Below are 16,656 nucleotides of genomic sequence, written 5' to 3' on the forward strand. Positions count from 1 at the left end.
CATGATTCCCCTGTCGTACGCGCAGCGTCGGCTCTGGTTCATCAACCGCTTCGAGGGCCCGTCCCCGACGTACAACATCCCCCTGCTCCTGCGGTTCACCGGAGCGCTCGACACCGGCGCGCTGCGCGCCGCGTTCCGCGATGTGATGGCGCGGCACGAGGTCCTGCGGACGGTGTTCGGCGAGGAGGACGGCGAGCCCTACCAACGCATCCTCGACCCGGACGAGCTCGAACTGCCCTGGACGGACTGGGGCCGGGTGGCCGCCGACCGGGTGCCGGGCGTGATCTCCTCGATCATCGGCAGCTGGTTCGACCTGTCGTCCGACGCGCCGCTGCGGGGCAGCCTCGTCCGGAGCGGCGACGACGAACACCTGCTGGTCCTGGTGATCCACCACATCGCCGGGGACGGCGGGTCGCTGGCGCCGCTGGCGCGGGACGTGTCGGAGGCTTATCGCGCGCGTGTGGCCGGACACCCGCCCCGGTGGGCGGAACTGCCGGTGCAGTACGCGGACTACGCGGTGTGGCAGCGGGAGATGCTCGGAGACCTGGACGATCCGGACAGCGTCCTGTCGACCCAGGCGGCGTACTGGCGCGAGGAGCTCGCCGGGGTCTCCCCGCTGCTTCCGCTCCCCCTGGACCGGCCCCGGCCCGAGGTGGCGAGCCACCGCGGCGGATCCGTCCCGCTCGGCCTGCCGCGCGAGATCCGGGCACGCGTCGAGGAGTTGGCCCGCGCCCGCGGTATGACGGTGTCGATGGTGTTCCAGGCGGCGCTGACGGTACTGCTGCACCGGCTGGACGGCGGGGACGACCTGACGGTCGGCTCACCGATCGCCGGGCGCACCGACGAGGCGCTGCACGACCTGGTGGGGTTCTTCGTCAACTCATGGGTGCTGCGCGTCCAGGTCTCCGCGGAAGCGTCGTTCGCGTCCGTGCTCGACCAGGTGCGGAGCAAGGCGCTCGCGGCGTACGAGAACCAGGACGTCCCCTTCGAGCGGCTCCTCGAACTGCTGCGGCCGGAGCGGTCCACCGCCCACCACCCGCTGTTCCAGACCGTGCTGGCCTGGCAGAACAACACACCGCCGGAACTGGAGATGCCCGGTGTGACGGTGTCGATGGAGCCCATCCCGACCGGCACCGCCAAGTTCGACCTGTTCTTCAACATGGCGCCGGACGAGTCCGACGGCTCGGTGACGGGCGAGATCGAGTACGCCACCGACCTGTTCGACCGCTCGACGGTGGAGGAGATCGCCGCCCGGTTCGTACGGGTGGTGGAGCAGGTGGTCGCCGACCCGGAGATCACCGTCGGCGCCCTCGACGTACCGGCCGTCGGCGGCCGGGAGCACACCATCACGGCCGACGAGGCCGCCGCGCCCGATGCCGCACCCGACGCCGCGCGCCGCCCGCTCGACGCGGCGGAGCGCCACAAGATCCTCGTCGAGTGGAACGACACCGCGCGTGAGGTGCCCTGTCCCGGGCCGATCCATGTGCTGTTCGAGGAGCAGGCCGCCCTGCGCCCGGACGCGATCGCGGTGCGCTGGACCGGCGGCACCATGACCTACCGCGAGCTGAACCAGCGGGCGAACCGGATCGCCTGGGACCTCAAGGAACGCGGCGTCGGCCCGGAGACGGTGGTCGGCATCGGCATCCGCCGCGGCCCGGTCATGGTCGCGGCGGTGTTCGGCGTGCTCAAGGCGGGCGGCGCCTATCTGCCGCTCGAACCGTCGTCCCCCGCCGAACGCGTCGCCGGCATGCTCGCCGACACCGGGGCGGACACCGTGCTGACCACGGCGGACACCGAACTCCTGGCCCTCCCCGACGGTGTCACCCGCATCGAGGTCGCCGGTGAGCAGGACCCGCCGCCCCCCGCGGCCGAGGGCGATCCGGAGCCGTCCGCCGGGCCGGACACCACCGCGTACGTCATCTTCACCTCCGGCAGCACCGGTAAGCCCAAGGGCGTGGTGATGACCCAACGGCCGCTGCACAACCTGCTCAACTGGTGCTTCCGCACCTTCGGTTTCGGCCCCGACGACACCGGCCTGTGCCTCACCTCGCTGGGCTTCGACCTGTCGGTCTTCGACATCCTCGGCCTCCTGGGCTGCGGCGGCTCGCTGTACATCGCCGACGAGGCCCAGCAGCGCGATCCCGCGCTCCTGCTCGACCTGCTGCTCACCGAGCCGATCACCTTCTGGAACTCGGTGCCGACCACGCTCAACCAGCTGCCGCCCCTGCTGTCCCGGAAGGACACCTGGGAAGGAACCGACAGGCTGCGCCTGGTGTTCCTGTCCGGCGACTACACCCCGCTGCCCCTGCCGGACGAGATCCGCGCGGTGTTCGACCGCGCCGAGATCGTCAGCCTCGGCGGGGCGACCGAGGCCACGGTGTGGTCCAACTACTTCCGCGTACGTGAGATCGACCCGGCCTGGCGCAGCATTCCCTACGGCCGGCCCATCGACAACGCGCGCTACTACATCCTCGACGACGACATGCGGCCGTGCCCGGTCGGCGTCGAGGGCGACCTCTACATCGGCGGGGACGTGCTGTGCGCCGGATACGCCAACCGCCCGGAGCTGACCGCGGAACGCTTCCTCCGCGATCCGTATCCCCACCGGGACGGCGACCGCCTCTACTGGACCGGCGACCGGGCGAGCTTCTACCCCGACGGAAACATCTGCTTCCAGGGCCGCGCCGACAACCAGGTGAAACTGCGCGGCTTCCGCGTCGAGCCCGGCGAGATCGAAGCCACCCTGGTCCGCCACCCCGCCGTCCGCCAGGCCATCGTCACCCTGCGCGAGGACCGGCCCGGCGACAAGCGGCTGGCCGCCTACGTCGTCGCGGACACCGGCGCACTGGACACCGCGGGCGGGGCACAGGAGCAGATCGAGGAGTGGCACGAGGTCTACGACCAGGGGTACGCCGACGAACCCGACGTGCCGTTCGGCGAGGACTTCACCGGCTGGAACAGCGCCTTCACCGGCGACCGCATCCCGATCGGGGAGATGCGCGCCTGGCGGGACGCCGCGGTGCGCCGCGTCCTGGACCACTCGCCCCGGCGGGTTCTCGAACTCGGCGTCGGCTCCGGCCTGTTGCTCGCCCATCTCGCGGGCCGGGTGGAGCGGTACTGGGCCACCGACTTCTCCGCGGCGGTCGTCGAGCGGCTGCGCCGTCAGGTGGCGCGGGCCGGTCTGGCCGACCGCGTCGAGCTGCGCTGCCAGGCCGCCGACGACACCTCCGGCCTGCCCCGCGGCGCGTTGGACACCGTGCTGCTCAACTCGGTGGTGCAGTACTTCCCGAACGAGCACTACCTCCGCCAGGTCCTGGACGCCGCGTGGGACATGCTCGCGCCGGGCGGCCGGATCGTCCTCGGCGACGTCCGCCGGGCCGCCTCCCTGCCGGTGCTCCAGGTCGCCGTCCAGCGGGCCAGGCACCCGGAGGCCACACCGGAGGTGCTGCGCAGCGCCGTGGACCAGGCCGTATTGCTGGAGAAGGAACTCGTTGTCGACCCCGAGTGGTTCCTGCGCTGGGCCGACCACGCCGGCGGGGCCGCCGTCGATGTTCGGGTCAAGGACGGCGACGCGCACAACGAACTCACCGGGCATCGCTATGAGATCGTGCTGCACAAACCGGGTGGCACCCAGCCGGCGCAGTCCGTGGCCGGTGTTCCCGCCCTGGCCTGGGAAGGTGATCTCGATCGCCTCGCCGCGCGGGTGGGCGCACAGGACGCGGCGGTCGTCCGCGTCACCGGTGTGCCGAACGCCCGTCTGACCGACGAGATCGCCGCCGCCCGGGAGTTGGGCGAGGAGCAGCCCGGCACGTTGGTGCCACCGGCGCTTGACCCGCCCGTGATCCGCGCCTGGGCCGAACGGCACGGCTGGGACGCGCTCGTGACGCTGTCGGCCACCGCGGTCGACGGGGTGGACGTGCTTGTCTTCCGGGACGGCCCGGCGGCCGGGCGGACCCTGAGCGGGGTGTACCTGCCCGGCCGGGGCGACCGGGCGCCGGTCAACAACCCGGCCGTCGCGAACGGGATAGCCGCGCTACTGCCCGCCCTCCGCGCGCACCTGCGGGAGAGCCTGCCCGCGTACATGGTGCCCGCCGCGATCGTGCCGATCGCCGGGGTGCCGCTGACCGACAACGGCAAGCCGGACCGGCGCGCGCTGCCGGTGCCCGACTACGCCGCGGGCAGCGGTGGACGGGTCCCGTCGACGCCGGAGGAGGAGTCGCTGTGCACGCTGTTCGCCGCCGTGCTCGGCGTCGACCGGGTCGGCGCCGACGACAACTTCTTCTCCATCGGCGGCCATTCGCTGCTGGCCACCAAGCTGGTCAGCCGCATCCGCGCGGTGCACGGTGTGGAGATCCCGATCCGCCTGGTGTTCCAGGCATCCACCCCCGCCGAGCTGGCGGTCCACCTGACCACCGCGACCGCCGTCCGGCCGCCGCTGGTCCCCCAGGCCAGGCCGGAGCGGCTGCCGGTCTCCTTCGCACAGCGGCGGCTGTGGTTCATCCAGCGGCTCGAAGGGCCGTCGGCCACCTACAACGTCCCGCTGGGCCTGCGGATGCGAGGCGACCTCGACGCGGCGGCGCTCCGCGACGCCATGGACGACGTCGTGGAGCGGCACGAGTCGCTGCGCACGGTCTTCGGCGAGGACGCCGGGCAGCCGTACCAACGAGTCCTCGCGCCGGGCGAGGTCGAAGTGGGGTGGGAGGAACGCGAGGTCACCGAGGCCGAACTGCCGACCGCGCTGCGCGAGGCGGCCCGCCGCCCCTTCGACCTGGGACACGAGATCCCCATCCGCGCGTGGCTGTTCCGGCTCGGCGCCCATGAGTGGATGTTCCTGATCAGCGCGCACCACATCGCCGCGGACGGATGGTCGGCGCGCCCGCTCGCCTCGGACCTCGCCACGGCCTACGAGGCCCGGTGCGCGGGCGGGCGGCCGGAGTGGAAGCCGTTGCCGGTGCAGTACGCGGACTACACCCTGTGGCAGCGCGATCTGCTCGGGGACAGCGACGACCCGGACAGCCTGTACCGGCGCCAGCTGGACTACTGGACCACCCAGCTGACGGACCTGCCGGCCACCATCGACCTGCCCACCGACCGGGCGCGGCCCGCGGTGGCGTCCTACGAGGGCGACGCGGTCTTCATCGATATCGACGAGCAACTCACAGCCAGTATCCGGTCGTTGGCGCGGGAGACCGGTGCCACCGTGTCGATGGTGCTCCAGGCGGGACTGGCCGCGATCCTCACCCGGCTGGGCGCGGGCACCGATGTGCCGCTCGGCGCCCCGATCGCGGGCCGCACGGACGATGCGCTGGCCGGCCTGGTGGGCTTCTTCGTCAACACCTGGGTGCTGCGGGCCGACACCTCCGGCGACCCCACCTTCGCCGACCTCGTCGGCCGGGTGCGGCAGCGGAGCCTGGCCGCCTACGACAACCAGGACGTCCCCTTCGAGCACCTGGTCGAGGTCCTGAACCCGGTGCGCTCGCCCGCCCACCACCCGCTGTTCCAGGTGCACCTCGCACTCCAGAACAACACCCCGGGGAACTACTCCCTGCCGGGCCTGACGCTCTCCGAGGAGATCTTCAGCGCGGGTGTCTCGCGCTTCGACCTGTTCCTCAGCCTCACCGAACACGAGGGGGACCGGCCGCACATCTCCGGCTTCGCCGAGTACGCGACCGAGCTCTTCGACGCGGGCACGATCACCGCGCTGCTCGACCGCTGGACGCACTTCCTGCGGCAGGCGGTCGCCGCGCCGGACACGCCCCTGGGGGCGGTGGACATCCTCATGGACGGAGAGTCCGCGACACTGGCCCGGTGGGGCGGCCGCGGCCGCGCGGAGCGCCTCGAGGCCGGAACCGTCCACCAGCGGTTCTCCGCCGTCGCCGCCGAAGACCCGGACGCCACCGCGCTGATCTCCGCCGACGGCTCGGAACGCTGGACCTACGCCGAGCTGGACCGCTGGTCCAACCGCATCGCCCACCACCTGTGCGAGCGCGGCGCCCGCCCGAACGGCCGCGTGGCGGTGAAGCTCGACCGCTCGCCGCTGATGGTGGCGGCCCTCCTCGCGGTCCTGAAGTCGGGCGCGGCCTTCGTGCCCGTCGACCCCTGCTACCCCGCCGACCGCGTCGACTTCATGCTCGCGGACGCCGCCCCCGATGTCGTCGTGGACCACACCCTCGCCGACCTCGACCTGTCCGGTCACCCGGATTCCGCGCCCGAGATCAAGGGAGTCGGGGAACAGAGCGGCGCGTATGTGATGTTCACGTCCGGCTCCACCGGCCGCCCCAAGGGCGTCGAGGTGACCCACCGCAACGTCGTCGACTTCGTACTCGACGCGTGCTGGGCGGGCGCCGCGCACCGCCGTGTGCTGTTCCACACGACGTTCACCTTCGACCCGCTGAACTACGAGCTGTGGGTGCCCCTGTTCAGCGGTGGCGCCGCGGTGCTGGCCCCCGCGGGGCAGCTGGACACCGCCGAACTCGCCGGTGTCATCGCCGACCGCAAGGTGACCGGCCTGTGGCTGACCACCGGGCTGTTCGTCGTGATGGCCGAGCAGCACCCGGAGTGCTTCGCCGACGTCGCCGAGGTGTGGACCGGCGGCGAGGTGCTGCCGCCCTCGGCGGTCCGCAAGGTCCTGGCGGCCTGCCCCAGCCTCGCCGTGGTCAACGCGTACGGCCCGACGGAGGCCACCACCTTCGTCTCCGGCCACCGGATCGCCTCGCTGGAGGAGTGCACCGACCCGCTGCCCATCGGCGGGCCTTTGCAGAGCACCGAGTTCCGGGTGCTCGACGCCGCCCTGCGGCCGGTTCCGTCCGGCGTCGCCGGGGAGCTGTACATCGGGGGCGAAGGCGTGGCGCGCGGATATGTCAATCGACCGCTCCTGACCGCCGAGCGGTTCGTCGCCGACCCGTACGGAGCGCCGGGTGCGCGGATGTACCGCACCGGCGACCTGGTGCGCTGGAACACCGCCGGGCACCTGATGTTCCTCGGCCGGGTGGACGACCAGGTGAAACTGCGCGGCTTCCGCGTCGAGCCGGGGGAGATCGCCACGGCGTTGCGCAGGCGCGAGGGCGTGGTGCAGGCGGTCGTGACCGTCCGCGAGGACCGCTTGGGCGAACGGCGCCTGGTGGCGTACGTGGTGCCCGACGCGTCGGTCGACTCCGACCACGAAGCCGTCCAGCACCTCGGCGAGTGGCAGGAGATCTACGACTCCATGTACGGCGAGGCCGAAGTGGGCCTGGACGGGGTCGGCGAGGACTTCACCGGCTGGAACAGCTCCTACAACGGTCAGCCCATCCCGCTGCCCGAGATGCGGGCGTGGCGCGACGCCGCGGTGGGCCGGGTGCGCGCCCTGCGGCCGCGGCGCGTGCTGGAGATCGGCGTCGGGTCCGGCCTGCTCATGGGGCCGCTCGCCCCCGAGGCGGAGGAGTACTGGGGCACCGACTTCTGTGTCCCGGTGGTCGAGCGGCTGCGCGCACAGGTCGCCGCCGAGCCCCGGCTCGCGGAGAAGGTGACGCTGCGCGTCCAGGGCGCCGACGAGGCCGGTGACCTTCCCGCCGGGCACTTCGACACGGTGATCCTCAACTCGGTGGTGCAGTACTTCCCGGACGCCGGCTATCTCGAGCGGGTGCTGGATGTCGCGCTGCGCAGCCTCGCCCCGGGCGGGCGGATCGTGGTCGGCGACGTCCGCAGCCACCACACGCTGCGGGCGTTCACCGAGGCCGTCCACCGCGCGCGGCGCCCGGAGAACCGGGCGGCCGCCGTACAGGCCGCGGTCGAGCGCGCGGTCCTGGACGAGAAGGAATTGGTCATCGCCCCCGACTTCTTCGTGCGGTGGGCCGAGGCACACCCGGACGTCACCGCCACCGACATCCGGCTCAAGCAGGGCACCGCGCACAACGAACTGACCCGCCACCGCTACGAGGTCGTCCTGCACAAGGGCCCCCTCCAGGCCCTCGACCTCGCGGGTCTGCCGATGGAAACCTGGGGCGTCGATGTCCATGAACTGGACGGCGTCGCTGGCGCGTTGGCCCGGCACGGCGGGAAGATCCGTTTGACCGGGGTGCCGAATGCCCGGCTGGCCACCGAGAAGGGCGAATGGGGCGGCCAGATCGACGACCGCACCGCACTCGACCCGGCCGACCTGGAGGCGTGGGGCGCCGAGCGGGGCTACGCGGTGTACTGCACCTGGTCGGCGGAGTCACCGGACCGCTTCGAGGCGGTCGTGGTGCCCGATGTGGATGCCACCGCCTGCGATGGAATCTACCGCCCCACCCGTGGCCGCACCGGACGGCTGGTGAACTCGCCCGCGCTGTCCCGCGGCGCGTCCCGGCTGCCGTCGCGCCTGCGCGAGGAACTGGCCCGGGAACTGCCCGACTTCATGATGCCGAGCGAGATCGTCCTGCTCACCGAACTGCCCCTCAACGACCACGGAAAGGTGGACCGCGCCGCGCTGCCCGACCCCGACCCGAGCGGTGGCGCCTACCGCGCCCCGCGCACCTCGCGCGAGAAGGCCCTCGTCGGCCTGTTCGCCCAGGTGCTGGGCCTGGACCGGGTCGGGATCGACGACGACTTCTTCGCCTGCGGCGGCCACTCGCTGCGGGTGACCCGTCTCGTCTGGCAGATCCGCGAGACGATGGGCATCGACGCGCCCATCAGGACGGTGTTCCAGTATCCGACGGTCGCCGAGCTCGCCGAGCAGCTGTCCATGGACACGGAGGTGACGACCTTCGAGGACCCGTTCGCCGTCGTCCTGCCGATCCGCACCGAGGGAGAGAACCCCCCGCTGTGGTGGCTGCACCCCGGCGGCGGGCTGAGCTGGCCGTACATGAGCTTCGCCCGGCACATCGACGCGTCGTGGCCGCTCTACGGCATCCAGGCGCGTGGCTTCGACCGGGTCACCCCGCCGTCGTCCTCCATCGAGGAGATGATCGACGACTATGTGGGCCAGGTGCTCGAGGTCCAGCCGGAGGGCCCGTACCACGTGCTGGGCTGGTCGTTCGGCGGCACCCTCGCCCAGGCGGTGGCCGCGGAGCTCCAGCGCCGCGGGCGCGAGGTGGCGCTCCTCGCGATCCTCGACGCCGCGCCCGCCAACTACTTCTCCGGCCTGGAGACGTTCAACGAGGACATGATCCGCCCCTTCCTCGCCGCCTACATGGAACACCTCCAGGGCATGGAGGGCTACGAGTTCCTCGTCGAGACCGCTTCGTCGATCTTCGTGAAGCACATCGAGCAGATGCAGCGCTACACCTCGCCGCGGTACCGCGGCGAGGTCGTGTTCTTCAACGCGCTCCTCGATCTGGACACGCGTGACCTGCGCCGGCTCGACGAGGAGATGGACGCGCGGTGGCACCGCTATATCGACGGGCCGGTGCACCGCGTGGACGTGGCCTGCGCGCACAACGAGATGTACTGGCCGCGGAACGCCGCCGAGGTCAGCCGTGTGATCAACCGGATGCTCCGGGAGCTGCGACGCCCGTGAGACACCGACCGACAAGAAGGGATGGCGGAGCCGTATGAGCACCAATCCGTTCGACGACGAGGACGGCCGGTTCCATGTGCTGGTCAACGACGAGGACCAGCACTCGCTCTGGCCCGCGTTCGCCGAGGTCCCCGCCGGCTGGCGCGCGGTCTTCGGTCCGGCCGGACGGGCGGAGAGCCTGGCGTATGTGGAGGAGAACTGGACCGATATGCGTCCCCGAAGCCTCCAGCAGGCCATGGACGCGTGAAACCGAGGGGGGAAACGACGCCCACAACACCTTGGAGGGACTCATCGCGAGAGCCGTAGGGACTACGCGTAAGCACCGAACTGGGGGTGGAGTTACCTGTGGGAGCTCGGAGCGACGTCATCTTCGTCCGGTGGCCCGTGCAAATGGACCTGAGGAGCCGATGTCGTAGGGAAGGAGTACCGCGACTACTCGTCGTCGAGGGAGGTGCGCAGCCGCCGGTCAGCATTGACCCGGTCGAGGACTGGGTCCGGCCACCGATCTCCCGCGACGACCTGGAGGCTCGGGTCAGAGCCTTACAGAACCGATTCAACAGTCGTAGGGTACCGACACTCGACTCGGCGGGAAATCTGAGATTCGGCCGTCACTCGATCACCATCTCCACCACTCAGACCGAGCTCATGAGGCTGCTGATCGAGCGCTTCGACGAAGTGGTCTACCGCAATGAGTTCGTGCACTGTCTGGCCTCACGGATGCCGACGCTGACCAGGAACTCGCTCGACCTGCACATCATGCGGCTCCGCCGCCGGCTCCTGCCGATCGATCTGTCGATCCGGACCGTATGGGGTCGGGGGTACATGCTGGAGAAGGCGCAGGCCTGAACGGAACAGTCGGCAGCGTCGGCGGCCGGAGGACAGGGGGGAGACCTCCGGCCGGGCGTTTCCGCGCGTGCCGCCCCGGTGGGTCGGCGTTGGACGGCGTTGGTCAGTGCTGGATGGCGCTGAAGACCGCCGTGGCGTGCATGGCCTCGGCGGCGGCGGCACCCGCCGCGGCCGCCGAGGTGAACGACTGCTTCCACCGGGAGGCCACGTCCCCGGCCGCGTACAGGCCCGGGACGTTGGTGCACTGCGTGTCGTCGACACTCAGGAACCCGCCGTCGTCGACGGTCAGTTTCAGCTCGTCGACGGCCCTTGCGATGACGGGTTGCTGCCGCTGCTCCGGCGTCCACACCAGGGTGTCGCGCTCCAGGGTGCGGCCGTCGTCGAACTCGACCGCGTACAGCGATCCGTCGTGGTGGTGCAGACGGCGGATCGTGCCCGCCACGATGTCGCCGCCCAAGCCGCGCGCGGTCGTGCGGGCCTCGTCGAGGCCGGGCATCGACTCGGGGCAGATGACGACGGTGTCCTTGCTCCACGCGCGCATCGCCACCGCCGACAGGGCGGCGAGCTGGGCGTTGTCCGTGACATGGCCCCAGCGGCGCCCGGCGTTCTCCTCGCCGAGGCAGAACGGGCAGTGGATGACGGTGTGGCCCCAGCAGGCGGAGAACCCGTCCACGTCGGCCGGGTGGACGTCGATGACACCGGTGGCGAGCAGGACGGTCGAAGCCTCCAGGGTGTCGCCGTTGCCGAGGGCGACGCGGAACCGGCCGTCGTCCCCCGTGCGTACGCCGTCGACATCGGCCTCCAGGATGTCGGTGGTCGCGTACCGGGAGAGTTCCTCAAAGGTGCGGGACCGGATCTCGGCGGGAGGGACACCGTCCAGACCGATGTGCCCGTGCACACCGCTCGACAAGTGGTTGCGCGGTGCCTGACGGCTGTCGACGAGGACCACGGGGTGGCGGTATCTGCTCAGGGCGAGCGCCGCGGTGAGCCCGGCCGGGCCGGCCCCCACGATGACGGTTTCATTGCCGGAGTTCGAAGACATGGGTCGGTACCTTCCGAGTCCGCTGTCGCGGGGAGTCCGCTAGCGCAGGGAGGAGCTTTCCTGCACCCAGTGGAAGCCGCGGCCGATGAGGGGGAACTGCCGGAGATCCAGCCGGTGCAGCCGTACCCGCACATGGGCGCCGTCGACATCGCCGTCCAGCGTCAGCCGGTCGTCCGCGGGGCGCTCCACCGACACGGTCGCCTTCCACTCCGGGTCGGTCATCTTCAGCAGCGTCAGCGACGCGCCGTCCGGGGCGTGGGCCGCGAGGCAGGTGTCGAGCGAGTCGTCCATGCGCTGGATGCCGACGAGGTCGCCGGAGTCGAACATGACGTGCCGCCACCGTTGCGGGTCGGTGGTCAGCGGCGGGCGCGGCTCACCGTCGACCGAGAACTCGTCGACGTGCCAGATGCCGTACAGCGCGGGCTTCTCCCCTCCGCCGCCGAACTTCTCCCAGAATCCCCAGTTGTTGCGCAGCTGCGCGCCCAGCAGCCAGAGTCCCGCGGCGACCTGCGCGGCCTCGGCGATCCGGTTCGCGCGTTCGTTGCGCAGCAGCCGGGGCCGGGGAGCGAGACGGACCTCTTGGTCCGCCAGGAGGGACCGGGCGAGGCGGGCGGACTCCGGTGCCAGCAGCACGAGGCTCAGCAGGAGCAGATGGAACGAGTGGAGCTTCACCGGCACGTCGAAGGTCATGTTCAGGATGAACACCTGGGCCAGCTCCAACGCCGACAACAGCGCGCCCAGCGTCGCCGTCCTCGGCTGGAGCAACAGCAGACCGCCGGAGATCTCGGCGCAGCCGAGCAGGATCTGATACGCCGTCGAGTGGCCCGACTGGGCCCACAGCAGATCCATCGGACTGAGGTTTCCGAGCGGCTCGACGAACCGGGAAAGCGGCGTCTGGAACTGCAACGGGATGGCTTTGGCGGCCCCGTAGTAGATCATCTGCCCGGCCAGACACAGCCGGACGGCCAGCTCGATCCACGGCCGTGCCGTGTCGTAGCCCGTCTGGCGCCGGTCCAGCGCGGACCACGCGGAGGTGACCGCGGCGGCGGCCCCAAGCCAGCAGGCCTGCCCCACCCACGCGTACCGGTTGTCGCCGCCCTCGAAGCGATCGTCCACCTCGGCACGGAACACATGCGAGGCCACCCAGGAGCGCACCGGCCGTATGCCCCAGACCTTCGACCATGTCTCGACCGCGACCCGCCGGTGCCCCAGTCCGCCCCCCAGGAGGGACGGCAGGATCTGGGAATTCGTCAGGCAGTAGAGCCCGGAGTAGACGAGGCCGAACCGGGAGGTCTCACGGGCCAACCGGGAGGCACCGCATGCGAACTGCGAAACGGTGGGGGCGAGATGGGAGGCGTCGCGGGCGAGCCCACTCGCACGACGTGCGGGACCGGCCCGCCTGGCGGCCCGGTTGGGCGGCGGAGCGGGCGCGAGCAGCGTCCGTATCCAGGTGCCTGCTCTGGGTAGCTTCATGATTCGTTGCCTTCGCACTCGCCGTATTCGCGATGGAGGAGTTCACGCAAGGAATGTGCGGTGCAGCCCGCCGCCTCCCGCGGATCGGCAACCGGCTCGGTCATACGACCATGGTCGTACCGTCCGCGGTGTGGTCCTGGGTGTCTTGCGAACCTCTGTCATCACGGAACACGTCGGCGAGGCCAACACATCCCTGAGGGTGACCACAACCGGGCGCCGCCGATCCTCCGGACACCGGCGGCGCTCAGCGTCCCGTACGGCTGTTCGCCGCGGGGAGGGTGATTCTTCGCCAGAAGTTATTGCCCCGGCAGCCTGTCGGGCCCACTGTTCCTGGGCATGAAAACAATCAGCACAGCAGCGAGATCCGTACTGGCGCTGCTGGTCTCCGTACTGGCCTTCGGCCTGGTCTTTGGTGCGCAGCCCGCGTCGGCCCATGTGTCGCGGCAGCATGCCGAACTTATCGTCTCCACCCACAAGAACGTCACCAGCGGGCGGCTCATCGTTCACAAGGATGTGGTGTCGCCCGAGAAGGCGGGCGCGTGGGCGTCGCGCCTTCTTGACGCGGCCTGCCCGACCAGCGCCTCCGGAGTCGCGGGCGACAGTGGTGGCGTCCCCGGCGGTGTGGTGGTCGAGCTGGCATGGAGCTGCCATGTCGACAAGCTCGACCTGACCTCGATGCTGAAGGACGGCGGACTGACACAGGCCGTTGTGGAGTTGGACGGCAACACGGTCGACGCCACCGAGGCCACCCCCGTGGTCGACGCGTCGGGCGCCCATGAGGTGGTGCCCGCGGGCTCGGCCTTCCCCTGGCGCCCCGTGGTGTTGCTCATAGGTCTCGCCGTGGTGGCTCTATCGGCCCTTCGATGGGCGCTCCGGCTCGGCGGGCGGTACCGGCGTCGGCACCAGCCGCAGGCCCACAGCCCCCGGCGTCGCCGTAAGCAGCTGGTCGCGGCCGGGACGGCGCTGGTGGCGGGGATGGTGTCGACCGCCGGTGCCTCGTTCGCCGCCGAGCCGACCGACGGCCGGGTGGCCGTTGAGGGCACCGTCTTCAAGGATGCCAACCACAACGGCGTACGTGACCCGGGCGAGGACCCCATGCCCGGTGTTGATGTCACCGACGGCGAGGTCTGGACGACGACCGGCGCCGACGGCTCGTACACCCTGCGGATCGACCCGAACCGCCGGGAGACCGATCTCGTCAACATCGTCTCCCCGAACGGCTATACGCCCGCGCTGCGCAAAGACTACGTCCCGCAGTTCTTCCAGAAGGTGCCCGACAGCGGTCCGCGCACCGGCATCGACTTCGCCCTGGTGCCGGACAAGCGCGCTGCCGACCCCACCGAGAAGTGGCTGATGGACTCCGACGGCGAGGTGTCCAACACCTCGGACGCGGCCGCGCGCAGCACCCTCCCGGAGTGGACCGGCCAGGTCGACGCGATGTCCGAGGTCGACGGAGCGTCGATGGTGATCACGACAGGTGATCTGTCGGTCACCGACTACGCCGCGGAGCCTCGTCGGCAAGGTGGCTACGACCTGCTGCGCAAGGGGCTGACCGACGGCCGGCTCGGTATGCCCTTCTACCCGACGATCGGCAACCATGACTTCGGTGGCACCGCCACCTCCCAGGGCTATGGCGGCAGTATGGAGTACTGGCGCAGGAACATGGGCCCGGAGTGGTACAGCTTCGACCGCAACGGCCGCCATATCGTCGTCCTCGAGGACAACTACGACTCCAGTGGTCTGAAGCCGCAGCTCGAGTGGTTGCGTGAGGACCTCAAGCGCCACGCCGTGGGGAAGCAGGTGCTCGTGTTCGCGCACCGGTCCCTGTTCACCGTGTGGGGACCCGGCGCCGGTATGCAGCCGACCGTCGACGAGCTGGCCAAGTACGACGTGCGGATGTTCGCCGCGGGCCACAACCAGCAGGCCGAGTACCGCCGTGGCGCCTTCCGCCGCTCGGTGGAGGTCAACAACCAGGGCAAGTACGGCATCGACGGAGCCCACCCGGACTACAAGATCCTTGACTTCAAGGACATCACCGACAACCCGCGTACCCAGCGCAACGAAGACACCGGCTACATTCAGGGCACACACCGGCAGTTCGACATCGATGACGATGCCGCGCTGGTCAGCCCCGCGGCGGACAGTGTCCACCCCGCCGGTGCCCCCATCCCGGTCGAGCTGTACGCCGAGGACGACGGCCGCACCCCGGCCACAGCGAGCCTCACCGTCCGTGATGGACGTGGCCGTACGGTACGGCAGGAGAAGGGACTGAAGTTCGGCGCGGGCAACCACCGGACGGGCATCGAGAACTGCTACACGGCGCCCGGTGGCGAGCGGGAGCCCTGTCCGGACGCCCGTATCTCCTGGACCCGGGTCAGCGACCGTATCCAGGACCTGGCCCCCGGTACGTACACGGCGCAGATGACCGCCGTGGACACCAAGGGCAAGGAATGGCCCACCATCAAGAACACTTTCCAGGTGGTGCCCGACAGCCGGCTGGCCAAGCCCCGGAGTGGCCAGGACTGGACCCGTCAGGGCCGCGACGAGGCCGGGCGCTCCGCGAGCTCGGACAATCCGGGCAGCAAGCTCGACCTGCGGTGGGCTGCCAGTACCGGTGAGCAGTTCAACCTCAACGGATCGGTCGTCGCCGACGGCAAGGTGATCGTCAGCTCCCGGGCGTTCGACTCCCCGTACAGCATGATGCTCTCCTACGACCTCGCCTCAGGCCGTGAGGTCTGGCGCACCTATCTGGACGGTGACGCCGAATCGGCGCCCACCCTCCACGACGGCAAGGTCTACCTGACCACCGCCGTCGGCCGGATCTACGCTCTCGACGCCAAGGACGGCCATGTCGTCTGGCAGACGATCGAGGACGAGCAGCAGCACGGTGACACCGTGCGCCGCCACGGGCGGGCCGGCGGTCCGGTCAGTGTCTTCGGTCTGACGGGCGACAACCGCAAGGTCGCGGTCTACCAGAACTGGAACAAGATCCGGTGCCGTGACGCCGGCAGCGGAGAGCTGCTCGGTGGCTTCAACGGAGCGACCAGCTGGGGGCAGTTCCACAGCACGGCGGTCCGCAAGCCCGGCACCAACACCGCCTACCTGCACACCGACTCCAGCAACACACTGGTCGCCATGGACCTCGCAAGCTGCAAACAGCTGTGGGCCCAGAACACCGACGGCGGTATCGACAGCCACTCCTCCCCGGCCCTCACCGACCCCGACAACGGGGAGCCGCAGGTGGTGACAAGGACCACCAGCGGTGTCCGTGGGCACAACCCGCAGACCGGTGAGGTCCTGTGGAAGACCCCGGCGAACGACGCCTCGAACTGCGAGCCCGGCCGCGCTCCGCTGACGAGCCCCGCCGTCTGGGGCAGCGTCGCCTACATCGCCAACCGGGACGGTGTCATCCGCGCCTACGACACCAGTGCGGCCGACCCGGCCAAGCCGCTGTGGGAGACCCCCGTCGGCTATCTGCCCGGGGAGAGCCCCATGGACGACAAGTGGCGGGTGGCCGTGGGCTGCACCGGTGAGGGGCCTGGGTCCCCCACGATGCACGCCCTGGTGACCAAGGACCGGCTCTACGCGGGCACCTGGGACGGACGAGTGGTCGTCCTGGACCGCGCCACCGGTAAGCGGCTGACCGAGTACAACCTCGGTGGCGGGGTGGCTTCGGCGCTGTCCGTCAGCGGTGACTGGGTGATCGCCCTCACCGACGACGGGACGATCCACGCGCTGGCGGCCCGGCGCGACCGCCGCGGCTGACAGCCACCCGGTTACACCCCTCCCGCCCTGCGGGCCGGCTCCCCCTCCAGGGGAG

At 70.7% G+C, this 16,656-nt stretch carries 6 protein-coding genes; 4 read left to right on the top strand and 2 right to left on the bottom strand.

Going from position 1 to position 16,656, the window contains the following annotated elements:
* Position 1: 1 nt before the first annotated feature.
* The 3 genes from AC4BEG_RS31535 to AC4BEG_RS31545 all read left to right on the top strand — a co-directional run bounded on the left by AC4BEG_RS31535 (position 2) and on the right by AC4BEG_RS31545 (position 10,321).
* The gene (locus AC4BEG_RS31535; RefSeq protein ID WP_490703064.1) at positions 2-9,475 is read left to right on the top strand and encodes an amino acid adenylation domain-containing protein; all 9,474 of its coding nucleotides are present in this window, start codon (positions 2-4) and stop codon (positions 9,473-9,475) included.
* A 34-nt stretch (positions 9,476-9,509) separates the two neighbouring features.
* A complete protein-coding gene (locus AC4BEG_RS31540; protein WP_490703065.1) occupies positions 9,510-9,722 on the top strand; it encodes an MbtH family protein in 213 nt (70 codons plus the stop codon).
* Positions 9,723-10,120: 398 nt separating this feature from the next.
* The gene (locus AC4BEG_RS31545; RefSeq protein WP_490703066.1) at positions 10,121-10,321 is read left to right on the top strand and encodes a winged helix-turn-helix domain-containing protein; all 201 of its coding nucleotides are present in this window, start codon (positions 10,121-10,123) and stop codon (positions 10,319-10,321) included.
* A gap of 103 nt (positions 10,322-10,424) precedes the next feature.
* Here the strand turns inward: AC4BEG_RS31545 and AC4BEG_RS31550 are convergent, their stop codons facing one another.
* Together AC4BEG_RS31550 and AC4BEG_RS31555 are read right to left on the bottom strand one after the other, a co-directional pair.
* Entirely contained in the window at positions 10,425-11,363 is a 939-nt protein-coding gene (locus tag AC4BEG_RS31550; RefSeq protein ID WP_490703067.1) for an NAD(P)/FAD-dependent oxidoreductase, read from the bottom strand.
* A gap of 39 nt (positions 11,364-11,402) precedes the next feature.
* Complete coding sequence (locus tag AC4BEG_RS31555) at positions 11,403-12,836, bottom strand: hypothetical protein (protein WP_490703068.1); 1,434 nt, start codon at positions 12,834-12,836, stop codon at positions 11,403-11,405.
* A gap of 336 nt (positions 12,837-13,172) precedes the next feature.
* On the opposite strand from AC4BEG_RS31555, the gene AC4BEG_RS31560 reads away from it, so the two are divergent.
* A complete protein-coding gene (locus AC4BEG_RS31560) occupies positions 13,173-16,601 on the top strand; it encodes an outer membrane protein assembly factor BamB family protein (RefSeq protein ID WP_490703069.1) in 3,429 nt (1,142 codons plus the stop codon).
* Positions 16,602-16,656 lie beyond the last annotated feature (55 nt).

This window comes from Streptomyces sp. JLBJ103 (assembly GCF_058215575.1).